This is a genomic window from Anaerotruncus massiliensis (ex Togo et al. 2026), assembly GCF_030825285.1.
Taxonomy (GTDB): Bacteria; Bacillota; Clostridia; order Oscillospirales; family Ruminococcaceae; genus Anaerotruncus; species Anaerotruncus massiliensis.
Window position 1 is genome coordinate 82,512 of sequence record NZ_JAPJQF010000003.1, and the last position, 15,054, is coordinate 97,565.

Below are 15,054 nucleotides of genomic sequence, written 5' to 3' on the forward strand. Positions count from 1 at the left end.
AGGGCAGTGGCAGCCGCCGCCGCACAGCATAGAATGGTAGTGTCCGGTGCGCCGCCCCACGGGCGGGGCGCGGACGTTGTCATCCCAGCTGTGCGGTGGTTTTGCCGCTGGGGATGGCAGTATCTCTGACTGAGGAGGTCTGCCATGAAAATCGGTGTCGCGTTTTCCGGCAGCGGCGCGGGCGCGGCGGCGGCAAACGTCTTTGCCGACGAGCTGCTAAAGCGCTCCGTTGCGGTCGATATGCTCTCGGCGACCTCGCTGGCGGCGGTTCCGTCGCTGCTGTGGTCGCGCGGGGCGGGGCCGGAGGAGCTCGAAGAGCTGATGACCCTGTTTTCGGCGTCGCAGACGCCGCAGCTGGGACTCCGGCAGCTGGATCGGATGAGGATGTTCCGCGCGCCCGCGGTGTGCGACCTTGCGGTCAGCTGTGTCGATGCCTCCACCGGCATAACGGTGATCTATTCCGACACGCTGCACTCGGACGCGTGGAACCTCAAAGTCCTGCCGCTTTCCGGCAACGAACCGGCGGCGCTCGCCTGCGCGCTGAGCCCCTACCGGGACAGCGAGCCGTTCGTCCGCGAGGGAATGCGGCTGTGCGACTTTTCCGTTCGTTACGGCTGCCCGTTTTTCCCGCTCAAGATGGCGGGGATGGAGCGGATTCTGTCCGTCTCCTTCTCGGGAGGCGAATCCCCCGCGCAGGTCGCCGCCGACACCCTGTCGGCGCTGACCGGCAAAAACGCCGACCTGCATTACGACCTGCGGTTCGGCGGCGCGGATATCCCGGAGAAGATCCGGGCGTTCATGGAGGAGCATATCGCCGAGATCTACGAGAAACTGCTCTTTTAGAGCGCAGGGACGGCCCGCGAAAGCGGGCCGTCCCTTTCTGCCGAGATGTGTCTTTTTTCTTTTGTGGATTTATGCTATAATCCTATTATAAGAATGTAAAAAGAATCCCCGCGCAAATGGATGGCGCGCGGCCGGAAAGGACCACCATGGATAAAAAAGTGACGATTACCTGCCCCTGCCTCTTTGGGCTTGAGAGCGTGCTCTCCTTCGAGGTCAAAAAGCTCGGCGGGGAAAACATCACCGTCTCGGACGGGCGGGTGACCTTTGAGGGGAACCTCGCGATGGTCGCCAAGGCGAACATCTGGCTGCGCACCGCCGAACGGGTGGGGATCGTGATCGGGAAGTTCCGCGCCGAGACGTTCACCGAGCTTTTCGACGGGACGGCCGCGCTGCCGTGGGAGGACTTCATCGGGGTGGACGACCAGTTCCCGGTGAAGGGCTGGTCGCGGAATTCCAAGCTGTTCAGCATGTCCGACTGCCAGTCGATCATCAAGCGCGCGATCGTGCGGCGGTTTGAAAACGTCTACCACAAGGAGATTTTCGCCGAGACGGGCGCGATCTACCAGGTGCAGTTTTCCATCCTCAAGGATACGGTGACGCTGCTGCTCGATACGACGGGCGCGGGGCTCCACAAGCGCGGCTACCGCGCCAACGCGAACGAGGCGCCCATCAAGGAGACGATCGCGGCCGGCATCGTCGACCTCGCGCGGGTGCGGGGGGATTCCCTCGTCTACGACCCGATGTGCGGCTCCGGCACCATCGTGATCGAGGCGGCGCTCAAGGCGCTCAACATCGCGCCGGGCATCCGGAGGCGGTTCGCGGCGCAGAGCTGGAAGTGCTTCCAGAACGGCGTCTTCGACGAGGTGCGCCGGGAGGCTTCGGCGCAGGTGCGACGCGACGCGGTCTTCGAGGCGTTCGCCAGCGACATCGATCCCGAGGCGGTGTGCCTGACGCGGGAAAACGCCGCGAAGGCGGGAGTCGCCGGGCGCATCCATGTCCGGCAGGCGGACATCAAGGATTTTGCGCCCGAGATTCCCGAGGGGCGCAGGGGGGTCCTCATCACCAACCCGCCCTACGGGGAGCGGCTGCTCGCGGCCTCCGAGGCGGAGGAGATCTGCCGTACGATGGGGCAGGTTTTCCCGCAGCGTGACGACCTCGGCTATTACATCATCAGCCCGCACGACGATTTCGAGGGGGTCTTCGGGCGGGAGGCGGTCCGCCGCCGCAAGCTCTATAATGGCATGATCAAATGCCAGGTCTACATGTATTTTAACAGCAGGCACGGGGAGAAGGCCTGACCTTCCCCCGAAACGGAATCAGGATTTTATTAGGCCGCCCGCGGAGAAATCCGCGGGCGGCCCTTTTGCGCCTGTCCGGTCTCCGGTTCTAAAAAAGCGGACGGGCTAATAAGATAGGAGGGAAGACTGGAAAAGGACGTGATGAAATGAAGGAAGACGAACGCTACCTCTCTGCGGCGGCGACCCTTGGGGAACGGGTGCGGCGGGTGCTTTCGCGGGTCCCCGCGCAGATCGCGGCGGAGGTGACGGAAATCCGTTTGCGGACGGGAAAGCCCCTCGGGCTGATGGCGTCGGCCAAGGTGCTCTTTGTGGATGAAAACGGCGGGGTCTCCGACCGGCCCGCGCTGAACGCCTTTCTCCTGACCAAGGCGGACATGCAGGACTCCTTTGTGACGCTGTGCGGCTGGGCGGTACACAGCCACCAGCGGGAGCTGTGCGACGGCTACCTCTCGGTACGCGGCGGACACCGCGCGGGCATCGCGGCGACAGCCGTGGCCGAGGAGGGGAAGGTGACCGCCGTGCGGGACATCACCTCGATCAACCTGCGCGTCGCGCGGGAGATCTACGGGGCGGCGGACCCGCTCGTGCGGGGCTGCTTCTGGGACAGGCCGTGCGGCGTGCTCATTGTCGGGCCGCCCGCCAGCGGCAAGACGACGCTGCTGCGCGACACGGCGCGCCAGCTCTCCTCCGGTTCCCCCGGCGGCTACCTTAAGGTGTGCGTCGTCGACGAAAGCGGGGAGATCGGCGCGGCCTCGGGCGGCGTCGTACAGAGCGAGCTGGGGCCCTGCTGCGACCTGCTTTCCGGCTACCCGAAGGCGAAGGGGCTGCAGATCGCGGTGCGCTACCTCTCCCCGCAGGTGATCGTCTGCGACGAGATCTGCACCGACGGCGAGGTGGAGGCGGTGGCCGCCGCCGCCAACAGCGGCGTGGCGGTCGTGACCTCGCTGCACGCCGCCGACTACGAGGAATTTCTGCGCAAGCCGCAGGCCAGGCGGCTGCTGGAGACGGGCGCGTTCCAAAAGCTCGTGCTGCTGGAGGGCGCGGAAAGCCCCTCGAAAATCCGGGAGATCAGGGAGGTGCCGGCGCCATGCTGATGATATTGAAGGTTTGCGGAATGCTGCTGGTGGTCGCCTGCACCACCTCGATCGGAATTTCGATGGCGCAGGCGCTTTCCCGCCGTGTACGGGAGCTGGAGGGCTGCATCGCCCTGCTGACGGGGATGGAGGGGGAGCTTTCCTACAGCCTGGCGCCTCCCGACGAGGCCGTCGCGCGGCTGGAGGAGCGGGAATCGGCGCAGGAGGCGCCCTTCCTGCCCGCCTGCGCTGCCCTCTGTCGGAAGGGAACGCCCTTTCCGCAGGCGTGGCGGGAAGCGGTGGCAAAGCAGGGCGGGAGCCTCACCCGGGAGGACGCCGCGATCGTCGAGGCGCTGGCCGACACCCTCGGGCAGTGCGACCTCGACGGGCAGCTCTCGAGCCTTTCCCACGCGAAGGCGCTGCTCGCCATGCAGCTGGCCGCGGCGCGGGAACGGTGCGAATCCCACGGCAAGCTCTACCGCACGATGGGCCTTTTGGCGGGAGCCTTTGTGGTGGTCTTTTTCATTTGATGCCTGTACTGCGAAAACAGGCCGCCTGCGGGGGCCGGGGAAGCATCCGGAAAAAAGAGTTCTGAACCGGGAGGGACAGGCATATCTATAATGCAAAGGACAAGTTTGGCGGGAAAGGACGATGAAAGATTATGGATGTGGATTTGATCTTTAAAATCGCGGCGATCGGGATCATTGTGGCGGTCCTCAACCAGGTGCTGATCCGCTCGGGGCGGGAGGAACAGGCGATGATGACCACCCTTGCGGGGCTGATCGTCGTGCTGATGATGATCATCGTGCAGATCAACACGCTGTTCGAGACGGTCAAGAGCGTCTTTGGGCTCTACTGACATGAATATGATGACGATTACCGGGCTGGCGATCGTCGCGGTCGCGCTCGGCACGGTGCTCAAGCAGAAAAACCCCGAGTACTCCCTGCTGCTTTCGCTGACGGCGGGCGTGCTGATCCTCGGGATGATCATCACCTCCGCGCTCCCGCTTTTCGAGCGGATCCGGTCCCTTTTCGAGGCGACGGGCGCCAAGGCGGAATACGTGCAGATTCTCTTCAAGGCGCTGGGGCTCTGCTTCATCACCCAGATCGCCTGCGACGCCTGCCGCGACCTCGGGGAGACGGCGATCGCCTCCAAGGTGGAGACGGCGGGCAAGCTGTCGGTGCTGCTCGTCAGTTTGCCGCTCTTTGAAAAGATCCTCGGCATCGCGGGCGGCCTGATCGGGGGTGCGGGATGATGCGGCGGCTTGTGGGGTTTTTCGCGGCGCTGTTTTTGGCCGGCCTCTGCGGGACGGGCGCCTTCGCGGTGGAGCTGGTCACCTGGGACAGGCCCGGCGACGCGGCGGAGGCGTGGGGCTACGCAGGCGCGGGGGAGGGGGATTACGACCTGAGCCGGGAACTCGACGCGGTGGGCGCGGACGAGCTGCTCGGCGAACTGCCGGACGACGCGCAGGATCTGATGGAGCGCACCGGGCTGCACGGCATCGACTACAAGGAGCTGCTCGCCCTCTCGCCCGAGGCGTTCTTCCGGGAGATCTGGGGGCTCGTGAAGGAGCGCATCCGCCTGCCGCTGACCGTCTTCGGCGCGGTGCTCGGCACGGTGCTGCTCTGCGCCATGCTCGACGGGCTCAAGACCTCCCTCTGGGAGGGGACGCTGTCGACCGTCTTCGCGGCGGTGGCGGTGGTGTGCGTGGCGGCGTCGATCGTCTCGCCGATCATCGACTGCATCACGACGACCGCCGCGGCCATCCGCGACTACTCCAACTTCGTCCTCGCGTTCATCCCGATCTTTTCATCGATTGTCACAGTCGGGGGGCAGGCGGTGACCGCCACCACCTACACCGCCTTCCTCTTCATGGCCTGCCAGGTGGTCTCGCAGGTGGTGGCGGGAATCTTCGTGCCGCTGATGGGGGTCTACCTCGCCTTCTGCGTGGTCGGGAACCTCGCGCCCGGCGTCGACGTGTCGGCGGTCGCGGGCGCGATCAAATCGGCGGTGTCGTGGGCGCTGGGGCTGCTGCTCACCCTCTTTGTGGGGCTGCTCTCGCTCCAGACGATGGTTGCGTCGGGCAGCGACACGGTCGCCTCCAAGGCGGCGAAATTCCTGATCGGCAGCTTTGTGCCGGTGGTGGGCGGTGCGCTCTCCGACGCCTTCGTCGCGACGCAGGGGTACCTGAGGCTCCTCAAGGCGACGGTCGGCGTGTTCGGCATCCTGATCGCGCTGATGACCTTCCTGCCCGTCTTCCTGCAGACGGTGCTGTGGTATTTCACCGTGAACCTCGCGGGGGCGGTGAGCGAGATGCTCGGCGTAAAGCCGGTGGCGAGCATCCTCAAAAGTTCCTCCGCCACGCTGGGCATCCTCATCGCGGTCATCCTCTGCTTCGCGCTGCTCATCGTCATTTCGACCTCGCTCGTCATGATGGTGTCCACCGGGGTATAGGACGGGGTTTTCGGAGACGTGTCATATTTTCGCGGGGAGGGAACGTATATTGGATAGTGTCAGGCAGTGGGCGTTCGGCATCTGCGCCGCGGCGATCGCCTGCGCGCTCGCGCAGCTCATCCTGCCGAAGTCCAGCATGCAGCGGGTCTTCAACATTACCTGCGGCGTCTTTTTCCTCGGGTGCCTGCTTTCGCCGGTCGTGCTGCCGTCCGCCTCGGTCGAGCTCACGCCGCCGGAATCGATCCAGCGGCGGATCGAGGAAAAGGCCGGACGGCTTGAGAGCGCGGTGGAGGAGGGCGCGCAGGAACGCGCGACCGAAAGCGTGCGGCTGGAGGCGATGCGCGCCCTGCGGGACATGGGCGTCAGCTACAACAAAATTTACATAAATGTACATGACGACGGGCAGGGCGGCATATCTATTAGTGAGTGCGAGGTGGAGCTCGACCGCAGCTATCTGCCCCGGCACGACGAGATCCGCGCCGCATTGACCGAACGCCTCGGCGTCAGGGTACTGATTGGATATGACGACAAAGGAGTGACCTCATGAATGGGACCAGATTGGGCGCGGGACTGCGGGAAAAGCTGGACGCGGTCTTCAAGGGAAAGCACAGCCGCACCCTACTATTCGTCGGGATAGCCGGCATGGCGCTGATCTTCCTTTCGACGGTGATCCAGACCGGAGGCTCCAACAAGCCGAATCCCAGCGTCGGGGCGGGGCAGCTTACCTCGCAGGAGTATGTGGCGCAGCTGGAGGATCGGCTCACCGGGATCGTGGGGAGCATCGAAGGGGTGGGCCGGTGCCAGGTGATGGTCACGGCCGAAAGCGGCGTCGAATATGTCTACGCGGTGGAGGAGACGCAGAACGTCAACCGCACCAACAGCTATAACGGCGACGAGGTGGCCCGGGAGACCCAGCAGGAGAATACCGAGCAGAAATACATCGTCGTCGACGCCGGGAACGGCAAAAAGGAGGCGCTCGTCAAAACCGAACGGCAGCCCGCCATCCAGGGGGTCGTCATCGTGTGCGAGGGCGCGGGGAGCATGGTGGTGCAGGAACGGGTGACGCAGGTGGTTACCACCGCGCTCGGAATCCCCTACAACAAGGTGTGCGTCACCAAGCTCAGCAAATGATTCGTGCATACCCTGCGGCGGCAGCCCGCAGTTTATGGCCATAAGTTCAGTTTATCAAAAGAGGAGGAACCCCCGTATGAATATGATTATCGGCAAAAAACAGATCATCCTGGCATCCCTGGTGGTAGGGCTCGGGCTGGCCGTCTACGTCAACTATCAGTTCGCCAGGACGGACGGCGACCTGACCGCGACCGGCGCGCTCGCCAATGACAAGAACTACGGCGACGCCCAGCTGGTCGACGCGAACGACCCGACGGTGGACGACATCGACGGCGAGGCCTATTTTGCCGAGGCAAAGGTCACCCGCCAGCGCTCCCGCGACGAGTCGGTCGAGACCCTCAAGAATATGATGGCCAGCGCGGACGTCGACCCGGACATCAAGGCGGAGATGGCGCTCAAGGCCACCGAGATCGCAAAGTCGATCGAGACGGAGGGCAAGATTGAAAACCTCATCAAGGCCAAGGGCTTCGAGGACTGCATGGTCTACTACGACACCGACAACGTCGACGTGGTGGTCAAGACGGAGGGGCTCGAAGCGGACCAGGTGGCCCAGATGAAGGATATCATCCTCAAGGAGACCAGCATCCCGGTCGAGAACATCTCGATCGTCGAGATCAGTTAGCCCGCAGCCGGAATCTTCACCAAAAAAGCCTGCTGAAAAGCAGGCTTTTTCCTTCTCCTTTCTTTGCGGAAAAGATTGCATATACGGTTGTATATTCGGAATTTTATGATATAATATTCCTGTATGCTACACCGGCTCCCGAAAAACAATCGGACACATCCGTTTCTCGCCATATAAAGGAGAATGATTATGCAGAGTCACGACCAGAATCAGGCGGCAGGCAATCTCAAGATTTCCCGCGAGGTGATCGCCACCATCGCGCGCTACGCGGCGCTGGAGATCGAAGGGGTGGACTCCCTCGCTTCCTTTGCGACCAATCTCAAGGGCTGGCTGCTCAAAAAACAGTCCGCCAAGCCGATCGGCATCGACCTGTCGGACGACGTGGCCGTCATCGAGCTCCATGTGAACATCAAGGCGGGCGTCAACATCCCCGAGACCGCCGAGAAGATCCAGTCGGCCGTCAAGGAGGCCGTCCAGAACATGACCGGGATCGCCGTTTCGCGGGTCAACATCAACATCGCCGGCATCGTCTTTGCCGAGCCCGCCGAGCAGACGGAAGCCTGACCAAAAAACGATTCACTGCCCTCCGAGGCCCCCTTGGAGGGTATTCTTGTCGCAGACGTACAATTAGGAGAGGACAATATGAAACGAAGCGAATCCCGCGAGCAGGCCTTTATGCTGGTATTTGAGCGCTCCTTCAAGGAGGAATCGGTCGACGAGATCATCGAGGAGGCCGTGATCGGCCGCAACCTCGAGGTGGATGATTATGCATACCGCCTTGCAAGCGACGTCTGCGATCATCTGCCCTGGCTCGATGAGACGATCACCGCCCACTCGAAAAAGTGGAAGCTCAACCGCATGTCGCGCGTGGCGCTGACCATCCTGCGGCTGAGCCTGTGGGAGATCGACAACGTTGACACGGTGCCGGTCGGCGCCTCGATCAACGAGGCGGTCGAGCTGGCCAAAAAATACGGCAGCGCCGACGACTTTTCCTTTGTCAACGGGGTGCTCGGCGCCTATGTGCGCGCGAAGGGGCAGGATGTGCCCGAGGCGCGCCGGGCCGAGGAGGAGGCCGCGGCTTCGGCTGGGGAGGCGAAGGCGGAGGACGAGGCGGTCCGCGCCGCCAAAGAGGCCGCCGCCGAAACGGCGGCGGAGTAGCGCGATGGCCTGGTACCTCGGAATCGACACGAGCAACTACACCACCTCCGCCGCCCTCTATGATTCGGAAAGCGGCGCGGTGCGCCAGCAAAAACAGCTCCTTCCGGTGAGAGAGGGGGAGCTCGGCCTGCGGCAGAGCGACGCGGTCTTCGCGCATGTCAAACAGCTCGGCGCTCTGGTCGAGGCCCTCTTTGAAGCGGGGCCCCCGCCGCTCGCGGGCGTCGGTGCGTCGGTGCGCCCGCGTGACGCCGAGGGCTCCTATATGCCCTGCTTCCTCGTCGGGGAGGCGGTTGCCCAATCGGTCGGCGCCGCCTGCGGCGCGCCGCTCACGCGGGTATCCCACCAGTCGGGACACATCGCGGCGGCGCTTTTTTCCGCCGGCCGGCTCGACCTGATCGGAAAGCGGTTCGCGGCCTTCCACCTGTCGGGCGGCACGACCGAATGCCTGATCGCCGAACCGGGCGGGCCGTGCGGCTTTACCGTGCGGCTCTTCGCCCGTTCGCTCGACCTCAAGGCGGGGCAGGCGGTCGACCGCGTGGGCGGGATGCTTGGCCTGCGGTTTCCCGCAGGGCGGGAGCTCGAACGCCTCGCGAAGGAATCGGAAAAGACCTACCGGGTGCGCCCGGTGATGAAGGGGGCGGACTGCTCCCTCTCCGGGATTGAGAACCGCTGCCAAAAGATGAAGCTCGACGGGGAGGCGGACCGCGATATCGCGCGCTACTGCCTCGACAGCATCCTCGCCGCCCTCTGCGGCATGACCGAGGCGGTCCGGGCGCGGTTCGGCGAGCTGCCCATCCTCTACGCGGGGGGCGTCATGTCCAATTCGATCATCCGCGAGGCGGTGACCGCGCGGTACGGGGGCTATTTCGCCGACCCGCAGTTTTCCTCCGACAACGCCGCCGGGGTCGCGATTTTGGCGTCGCGCGCGGGAGAGGGGGGGACGGCGTGCTGAAGAACCCCACCGTTGTTTCGGTCTCCCAGCTCAACCGCTATGTGAAATCTCTCCTTGAATCGGACCACGTCCTTTCGGGGCTGATGGTCCGGGGGGAGATCTCCAATTTTACCCGGCACTACAAGTCGGGGCACCTCTATTTCACGCTCAAGGACGATTCCGCCGCCGTCAAGGCGGTGATGTTCCGCAGCTACGCGGCGCGCGTGCCCTTTTCGCCCGAGAACGGCATGTCGGTGATCGTGAGCGGTTCCGTCTCCCTTTACGAGCGGGACGGCAGCTACCAGTTCTATGTGACCGACATGCAGCCGGACGGGATCGGCGCGCTCCACCTGGCCTATGAGCAGCTCAAGGCGAAGCTCGCGGCCGAGGGGCTCTTCGACGAGGCGCGCAAGCGCCCGCTGCCGCCCTATCCCGAGCGGATCGGCATTGTGACGAGCGAGGGCGCGGCGGCGCTGCAGGATATGCTCAATATTCTCTCCCGCCGCTACCCGGCGGCAACGGTCGTGCTCTGTCCCGCGCAGGTACAGGGGGCGGGCGCGGCAAGGACGCTGATTGACGGCATCCGCGCCCTCAACGCCGCCAAAGCCTGTGACCTGATCATCATCGGGCGGGGCGGCGGCTCGATCGAGGACCTCTGGGCCTTCAACGACGAAACCCTCGCGCGCGCGATCGCGGCGAGCGGCATCCCGGTGATTTCCGCCGTCGGGCACGAGACCGACTTTACAATCGCCGACTTCGCGGCCGATTTGCGCGCGCCGACCCCCTCCGCCGCGGCGGAGCTCGCCGTGCCCAACATGGCCGACCTGCAATATTACCTTGCCGATCTCGGCGCGCGCTGCCACGGGGCGGTCGTCCGCCGTATCGAGGGGACGGAGCTCCGGCTGCGCCAGCTGCGCGCCGGGCTTACGACCCCCGAGGGGATCCTGCGCGCCTGCGGACTGCGGCTGGACGCGTTGGAACGGGAGATCCGCGCGGGCGTTCTGCAAAGGCTGGACGGCGCGCGAAACCGCCTGCAATATCTCGGCGCGCTCGTGGAGGAGCGCAGTCCGATGAAGATCCTCTCCCGCGGCTACAGCCTGACGAGCGCGGACGGGCGTACCGTCCTCTCGGCGGAACAGGTGAAGCCGGGGGACCTGCTGACGACGCGGGTCGCCGACGGAGAGATATTGTCGAAAGTGACCGGGACGAATAGGAGGACGACATGACCAAGACGATGACGCTGGAAGCCGCAGTCGCGCGGCTTGAGGAGATCGCCGCGAAATTGGGCGGCGACGTTTCGATCGACGACGCGGTCAAGCTCTATGGCGAGGCTGTAAAGCTGCTGGACTTTGCAAACGGAAAGCTGGAGGCCGCGAAGCTCAAGGTCGAAAAGCTGGCGGCGCCGAAGGAGACGGAAGATGAACCGGTATGAGCAGCAGCTCGCGTCCTACGCGACGCAGGTAAACGACGCGCTGCGGGAACGGCTGCACTTCGACCGGGAGCTGCGGCAGATCGTGGTCGTCGACGCGATGCGCCACAGCCTGCTCGACGCGGGCAAGCGGCTGCGGGCGGCGATGGTGCTCGAGTTCGGGCGGCTCACCCACGCCTCCCGGGAGGGGGCGATGGCGCTGGCCTGCGCGATCGAGATGATCCACGCCTACTCCCTCATCCACGACGACCTGCCCTGCATGGACGACGACGATTTCCGCCGCGGCAAGCCATCCTGCCACAAGGCGTTCGGCGAGGCCAACGCCCTGCTCGCGGGGGACGGGCTGCTCACGCTGGCGTTTGAGACGGCCGCCGACGCGCCCCTTTCCGACGCGCAGCGGGTGGAGGCGGTCCGCACCCTCGCTAAGGCGGCGGGGGTGCGCGGGATGCTCGGCGGCCAGGTGATCGACCTCAGCTGCGAGGGCAAGCCGGTCGACCTCGAGACGCTGAACACCCTCTACGAGCTCAAGACGGGCGCGCTGCTGCGCGCCTCCGCGCGGCTCGGCTGTCTCGCGGGGAACGCGGGGGAGGAGCTCCTGGAGACGGCGGACCGGTACGCGCGGGCGTGCGGGCTGGCGTTCCAGATCACCGACGACATCCTCGACGTGGCGGGCGACGCCGAAAAGCTCGGCAAGCCGACCGGCAGCGACGAGGAAAACCACAAGACGACCTATGTCACCCTGCTGGGGCTTTCGGGCGCGCGGGAGCGCGCGCGGGAACTGATCGGCGAAGCCGGGGAATGCGTCGCGGCGATCCCCGGCAATGAATTTCTGCTGTGGGTCGCGGAGATGATCCTCGGCAGGGACCACTAAAGCATCCGGACAACCGCCGGACTGGAGGAAGTTATGAACCCATTGAGAGTACTGATCAGCAACTATGTCATCGACGTGGGGTTTCTCGCGTGGTTCGCGGCGCAGCTGCTGAAGACGATCCTGGCCTATATCCCCAGCCGCAAGATCATCTGGGAACGCATGGTGGGCTCGGGCGGGATGCCCAGCTCCCATTCGGCGCTGGTGTGCGCGGTGTCGGTGGGCGTGGCCAAAAAGCTCGGCTACGCCTCCCCGGAGTTCGCGCTCTCGCTGGCGATGGCGGGCATCGTCATGTACGACGCGATGGGGGTGCGCCGCGCCGCCGGGGAGCAGGCGAAGGTGCTCAACAAGATGGTCATCGATTTCAAGGAGATCTTCCAGATGCTCAAGGAGGAGTTCGACGCGCTCGCGCGCGGCGAGGACGCGCCCGAGGAGCGCGGCGGCCCGAACAAGCGCCTCAAGGAATTTTTGGGGCATACGCCGCTGGAGGTGCTCTGCGGCGCGGCGCTGGGGATCCTGATCGCCGCGCTGATCCCGGCATTCTGATAAAGTGGGGTGTTCCTTTGGCTAAATATAACCTGCTCAACCGCCTGGAGCTGCCCGGCGGCGTCAAGCGGCTGAATCCGGAGCAGCAGAAGATCCTCTGCTGGGAAATCCGCCAGAAGCTGCTGCATACCCTTTCGGAGAACGGCGGCCACCTCGCCTCCAACCTCGGCGTGGTGGAGTTGACCGTCGCCCTGCACACCGTTTTTGACGTCCCGCAGGACGCAATCGTGTGGGACGTGGGGCACCAGTGCTACGCGCATAAGATGCTGACCGGCCGGCTCGGGGCGTTCCCGACCATCCGGCGGGAGGGGGGGCTCTCCGGCTTCCCGCGCCCGGGCGAGAGCGGCTGTGACGCCTTTATCGCGGGGCACGCGAGCACCTCGATCTCCGCCGCCTGCGGGCTCGCGACGGCCAAGGCGCTCTCGGGCGACCGGCACCACGTGGTCGCGGTGGTCGGGGACGGCGCGTTTACCGGCGGGATGATCTACGAGGCGCTCAACAACGCCGGGCGCACCGGAAACCGGCTGATCGTCGTGCTCAACGACAACGATATGTCGATCTCCAAAAGCGTGGGCTCGCTCGCGCGTTATCTCGCCTCCAAGCGGACGAGCGAGGGGTACTTAAATCTGAAAAACCGGGTGGAGGACGCGCTGAAGAAGATCCCCGTCGTCGGCAGGGAGCTGCGCGACGTGATCTCCGACTCCAAGGCGGCCTTCCGCCAGCTGCTCTACCATTCGAACCTCTTCGAGGATTTCGGCTTCGACTATCTCGGCCCCGTCGACGGGCACGACATCCCCGCGCTTGTACAGGCGCTGCGCCGCGCGAAGGAGCTCGAGAAGCCGGTCGTCCTGCACGTCAACACCGTCAAGGGCAAGGGCTGCGACTTCGCGGAGAAAAACCCCGCCCGTTACCACGGGGTGGGCGGCTTCGACCGGGCGAGCGGGAGGCTCAAGGCCCCCTCCGAGAGCTTTTCCTCGGTGTTTGGTCGGGAGCTGGTCCTGCGCGCGCGCCGGGATCACAAAATCTGCGCGATCACCGCCGCGATGGAGGAGGGCACGGGCCTCTCCGCCTTTGCAGCGGAGTTCGGCCCGAAAAACCGCTTTTTCGACGTGGGGATCGCGGAGGAACACGCGGTCACCTTTGCCTGCGGGCTCGCCGCGGGCGGGATGAAGCCGGTGTTCGCGGTCTATTCGACCTTTTTGCAGCGCGGGTTCGACCAGATCATCCACGACGCGTCGATCGAACGGCAGCACATCGTGCTCGCCGTCGACCGGGCGGGGATCGTGGGGGAGGACGGGGAGACCCACCAGGGGCTTTTCGACGCGGCGTTCCTTTCGGAGATCCCCGGCGTGACGGTCTATTCCCCCGCAACCTACGGCGATCTGCGCTACGCGCTTGACCAGGCGTTCGACTGCTGCGACGGGGTCGCGGCGGTGCGCTACCCGCGCGGTGGGGAGATCCCGGTGGACGAACGCCTCGGCTACCGGCCGGGGGAGTGGTTCCACCACAGGAGCGGCGGCCAGACGCTGATCGTCAGCTACGGGCGCGCCTTCGGGGAGGCTTACGGCGCGATGGAGCTGCTCGCCGCCGAGGGGAAAAAGGCCGACCTGCTGAAGCTGCACCGCATTTCGCCCATTCCGGACGCGTGCGTACAGCTCGCGAAGAAATACCGCGCGATCTACTTTGTGGAGGAGGGCGTCCGGCAGGGGGGCATCGGGGAGCATTTCCTCGACGCGCTCTCGCGGGTGCGCTACCGCGGCCGCATGACGATCGGCGCGGTGGAAAATCCCTTCATCCCCGCGATGCCCGCCGATTCGGCGCTCAGGCGCTGCGGGCTCGACGCGCACACGGTTGCGCGCGCGATTTCGGAACTCTACTTCTGACCTGACGGAGGACGACGTGAAAAAACGACTGGATGTCCTGCTGGTGGAGCGCGGGCTCTTCCCGAGCAGGGAAAAGGCGAAGGCGGTCATCATGGCGGGGCAGGTGTATGTCGACTGCCAGAAGGCCGACAAGCCGGGCATGGACGTGGAGGAGGCCGCCGCGCTCGAGGTGCGCGGGGAGACCCTCCGGTACGTCAGCCGGGGCGGCCTCAAGCTCGAAAAGGCGATGCGGGTCTTTCCGGTCGTGCTCGAGGGGAAAACCTGCATGGATATCGGCGCGTCGACCGGCGGCTTCACCGACTGCATGCTGCAAAACGGCGCCGAAAAGGTCTACGCGGTCGACGTCGGCTACGGCCAGCTCGCCTGGAAGCTGCGGACCGACGGACGGGTCGTCAACCTGGAGCGCACCAACATCCGCTATGTCACCCGCGAACAGGTGCCCGACCCCATCGATTTCGCGAGCGTCGATGTGTCCTTCATCTCCTTGAAGCTCGTGCTGCCCGTGGCGGCGGAGCTGCTGCGCGGTGGCGGCGGGATGGTCTGCCTCGTCAAGCCCCAGTTTGAGGCGGGGCGCGGCAAGGTGGGTAAGAAGGGGGTCGTGCGGGAGCGCTCGACCCATGTGGAGGTGCTGGAAAACGCTGTCGGCTACGCGGCGGAGAACGGTTTTTCGGTGGCCGGGCTCGACTTTTCGCCGGTCAAGGGGCCGGAGGGCAACATCGAATACCTCATGTACCTCCGCAGGGAGGAGGGGGGCTCCCTCCCGGAACGTGAGGAGATCGCGGCGCTGGTGGAGCGTTCCCACGCGGCGCTTGACTGA

19 protein-coding genes are annotated in these 15,054 nt (G+C 65.1%); all 19 read left to right on the top strand.

Translation table 11 applies throughout. The features are described 5' to 3' along the window. The first annotated feature begins 144 nt into the window (after positions 1-144). Positions 145-843, top strand: coding sequence for a hypothetical protein (locus RCI06_RS02305; protein ID WP_306573935.1), 699 nt, complete (start codon positions 145-147; stop codon positions 841-843). A 146-nt stretch (positions 844-989) separates the two neighbouring features. After that, complete coding sequence (locus tag RCI06_RS02310; protein ID WP_306573937.1) at positions 990-2,141, top strand: class I SAM-dependent RNA methyltransferase; 1,152 nt, start codon at positions 990-992, stop codon at positions 2,139-2,141. Between the two features lie 146 nt (positions 2,142-2,287). After that, positions 2,288-3,235, top strand: coding sequence for an ATPase, T2SS/T4P/T4SS family (locus RCI06_RS02315; protein ID WP_276873020.1), 948 nt, complete (start codon positions 2,288-2,290; stop codon positions 3,233-3,235). Continuing rightward, positions 3,229-3,744: a stage III sporulation protein AB gene (locus RCI06_RS02320; protein ID WP_276873018.1), complete on the top strand. Its 516-nt coding sequence runs from the start codon at positions 3,229-3,231 to the stop codon at positions 3,742-3,744. Before RCI06_RS02315 ends, RCI06_RS02320 begins: the two co-directional genes overlap by 7 nt. A 131-nt stretch (positions 3,745-3,875) precedes the next feature. Beyond that, complete coding sequence (spoIIIAC, locus tag RCI06_RS02325; protein ID WP_006875388.1) at positions 3,876-4,073, top strand: stage III sporulation protein AC; 198 nt, start codon at positions 3,876-3,878, stop codon at positions 4,071-4,073. Between the two features lies 1 nt (position 4,074). Then, positions 4,075-4,470 carry a SpoIIIAC/SpoIIIAD family protein gene (locus tag RCI06_RS02330; RefSeq protein WP_101550777.1) on the top strand — a complete coding sequence of 132 codons (396 nt, stop codon included), beginning with the start codon at positions 4,075-4,077 and terminating at the stop codon, positions 4,468-4,470. Further along, entirely contained in the window at positions 4,470-5,669 is a 1,200-nt protein-coding gene (locus RCI06_RS02335; protein WP_277138411.1) for a hypothetical protein, read from the top strand. The genes RCI06_RS02330 and RCI06_RS02335 overlap by 1 nt, the downstream gene beginning before the upstream one ends. A gap of 49 nt (positions 5,670-5,718) precedes the next feature. Further along, entirely contained in the window at positions 5,719-6,216 is a 498-nt protein-coding gene (locus RCI06_RS02340) for a hypothetical protein (protein ID WP_306573942.1), read from the top strand. Next, the gene (locus RCI06_RS02345; RefSeq protein WP_146021703.1) at positions 6,213-6,800 is read left to right on the top strand and encodes a hypothetical protein; all 588 of its coding nucleotides are present in this window, start codon (positions 6,213-6,215) and stop codon (positions 6,798-6,800) included. The genes RCI06_RS02340 and RCI06_RS02345 overlap by 4 nt, the downstream gene beginning before the upstream one ends. A gap of 76 nt (positions 6,801-6,876) precedes the next feature. Next, complete coding sequence (locus tag RCI06_RS02350; RefSeq protein ID WP_158595510.1) at positions 6,877-7,422, top strand: SpoIIIAH-like family protein; 546 nt, start codon at positions 6,877-6,879, stop codon at positions 7,420-7,422. Between the two features lie 189 nt (positions 7,423-7,611). After that, positions 7,612-7,986: an Asp23/Gls24 family envelope stress response protein gene (locus tag RCI06_RS02355; RefSeq protein ID WP_172439211.1), complete on the top strand. Its 375-nt coding sequence runs from the start codon at positions 7,612-7,614 to the stop codon at positions 7,984-7,986. A gap of 78 nt (positions 7,987-8,064) precedes the next feature. Further along, complete coding sequence (gene nusB / locus RCI06_RS02360; RefSeq protein WP_101550764.1) at positions 8,065-8,580, top strand: transcription antitermination factor NusB; 516 nt, start codon at positions 8,065-8,067, stop codon at positions 8,578-8,580. Between the two features lie 4 nt (positions 8,581-8,584). Then, entirely contained in the window at positions 8,585-9,532 is a 948-nt protein-coding gene (locus RCI06_RS02365; RefSeq protein ID WP_276871925.1) for a peptidase M22, read from the top strand. Then, a complete protein-coding gene (xseA, locus tag RCI06_RS02370; RefSeq protein WP_306573945.1) occupies positions 9,526-10,737 on the top strand; it encodes an exodeoxyribonuclease VII large subunit in 1,212 nt (403 codons plus the stop codon). The genes RCI06_RS02365 and xseA overlap by 7 nt, the downstream gene beginning before the upstream one ends. Beyond that, on the top strand, positions 10,734-10,943 hold the full coding sequence (xseB, locus tag RCI06_RS02375) for an exodeoxyribonuclease VII small subunit (RefSeq protein ID WP_101550761.1): 210 nt from the start codon (positions 10,734-10,736) through the stop codon (positions 10,941-10,943). Before xseA ends, xseB begins: the two co-directional genes overlap by 4 nt. Further along, the gene (locus RCI06_RS02380; protein ID WP_306573947.1) at positions 10,930-11,811 is read left to right on the top strand and encodes a polyprenyl synthetase family protein; all 882 of its coding nucleotides are present in this window, start codon (positions 10,930-10,932) and stop codon (positions 11,809-11,811) included. The genes xseB and RCI06_RS02380 overlap by 14 nt, the downstream gene beginning before the upstream one ends. 33 nt (positions 11,812-11,844) lie before the next feature. Further along, complete coding sequence (locus RCI06_RS02385; protein WP_101550757.1) at positions 11,845-12,354, top strand: divergent PAP2 family protein; 510 nt, start codon at positions 11,845-11,847, stop codon at positions 12,352-12,354. A 17-nt stretch (positions 12,355-12,371) separates the two neighbouring features. After that, a complete protein-coding gene (gene dxs / locus RCI06_RS02390) occupies positions 12,372-14,237 on the top strand; it encodes a 1-deoxy-D-xylulose-5-phosphate synthase (RefSeq protein ID WP_306573950.1) in 1,866 nt (621 codons plus the stop codon). A 16-nt stretch (positions 14,238-14,253) separates the two neighbouring features. Then, positions 14,254-15,054 carry a TlyA family RNA methyltransferase gene (locus RCI06_RS02395; protein ID WP_306573953.1) on the top strand — a complete coding sequence of 267 codons (801 nt, stop codon included), beginning with the start codon at positions 14,254-14,256 and terminating at the stop codon, positions 15,052-15,054.

What these genes read in the sequence shown, in the direction of transcription:
- RCI06_RS02305 (WP_306573935.1), top strand. Translation starts at nt 145, where the DNA reads ATGAAAATCGGTGTCGCGTTTTCCGGCAGCGGCGCGGGCGCGGCGGCG.
- RCI06_RS02310 (WP_306573937.1), top strand. Translation starts at nt 990, where the DNA reads ATGGATAAAAAAGTGACGATTACCTGCCCCTGCCTCTTTGGGCTTGAG.
- RCI06_RS02315 (WP_276873020.1), top strand. Translation starts at nt 2,288, where the DNA reads ATGAAGGAAGACGAACGCTACCTCTCTGCGGCGGCGACCCTTGGGGAA.
- RCI06_RS02320 (WP_276873018.1), top strand. Translation starts at nt 3,229, where the DNA reads ATGCTGATGATATTGAAGGTTTGCGGAATGCTGCTGGTGGTCGCCTGC.
- spoIIIAC (WP_006875388.1), top strand. Translation starts at nt 3,876, where the DNA reads ATGGATGTGGATTTGATCTTTAAAATCGCGGCGATCGGGATCATTGTG.
- RCI06_RS02330 (WP_101550777.1), top strand. Translation starts at nt 4,075, where the DNA reads ATGAATATGATGACGATTACCGGGCTGGCGATCGTCGCGGTCGCGCTC.
- RCI06_RS02335 (WP_277138411.1), top strand. Translation starts at nt 4,470, where the DNA reads ATGCGGCGGCTTGTGGGGTTTTTCGCGGCGCTGTTTTTGGCCGGCCTC.
- RCI06_RS02345 (WP_146021703.1), top strand. Translation starts at nt 6,213, where the DNA reads ATGAATGGGACCAGATTGGGCGCGGGACTGCGGGAAAAGCTGGACGCG.
- RCI06_RS02350 (WP_158595510.1), top strand. Translation starts at nt 6,877, where the DNA reads ATGAATATGATTATCGGCAAAAAACAGATCATCCTGGCATCCCTGGTG.
- RCI06_RS02355 (WP_172439211.1), top strand. Translation starts at nt 7,612, where the DNA reads ATGCAGAGTCACGACCAGAATCAGGCGGCAGGCAATCTCAAGATTTCC.
- nusB (WP_101550764.1), top strand. Translation starts at nt 8,065, where the DNA reads ATGAAACGAAGCGAATCCCGCGAGCAGGCCTTTATGCTGGTATTTGAG.
- RCI06_RS02365 (WP_276871925.1), top strand. Translation starts at nt 8,585, where the DNA reads ATGGCCTGGTACCTCGGAATCGACACGAGCAACTACACCACCTCCGCC.
- xseB (WP_101550761.1), top strand. Translation starts at nt 10,734, where the DNA reads ATGACCAAGACGATGACGCTGGAAGCCGCAGTCGCGCGGCTTGAGGAG.
- RCI06_RS02380 (WP_306573947.1), top strand. Translation starts at nt 10,930, where the DNA reads ATGAACCGGTATGAGCAGCAGCTCGCGTCCTACGCGACGCAGGTAAAC.
- RCI06_RS02385 (WP_101550757.1), top strand. Translation starts at nt 11,845, where the DNA reads ATGAACCCATTGAGAGTACTGATCAGCAACTATGTCATCGACGTGGGG.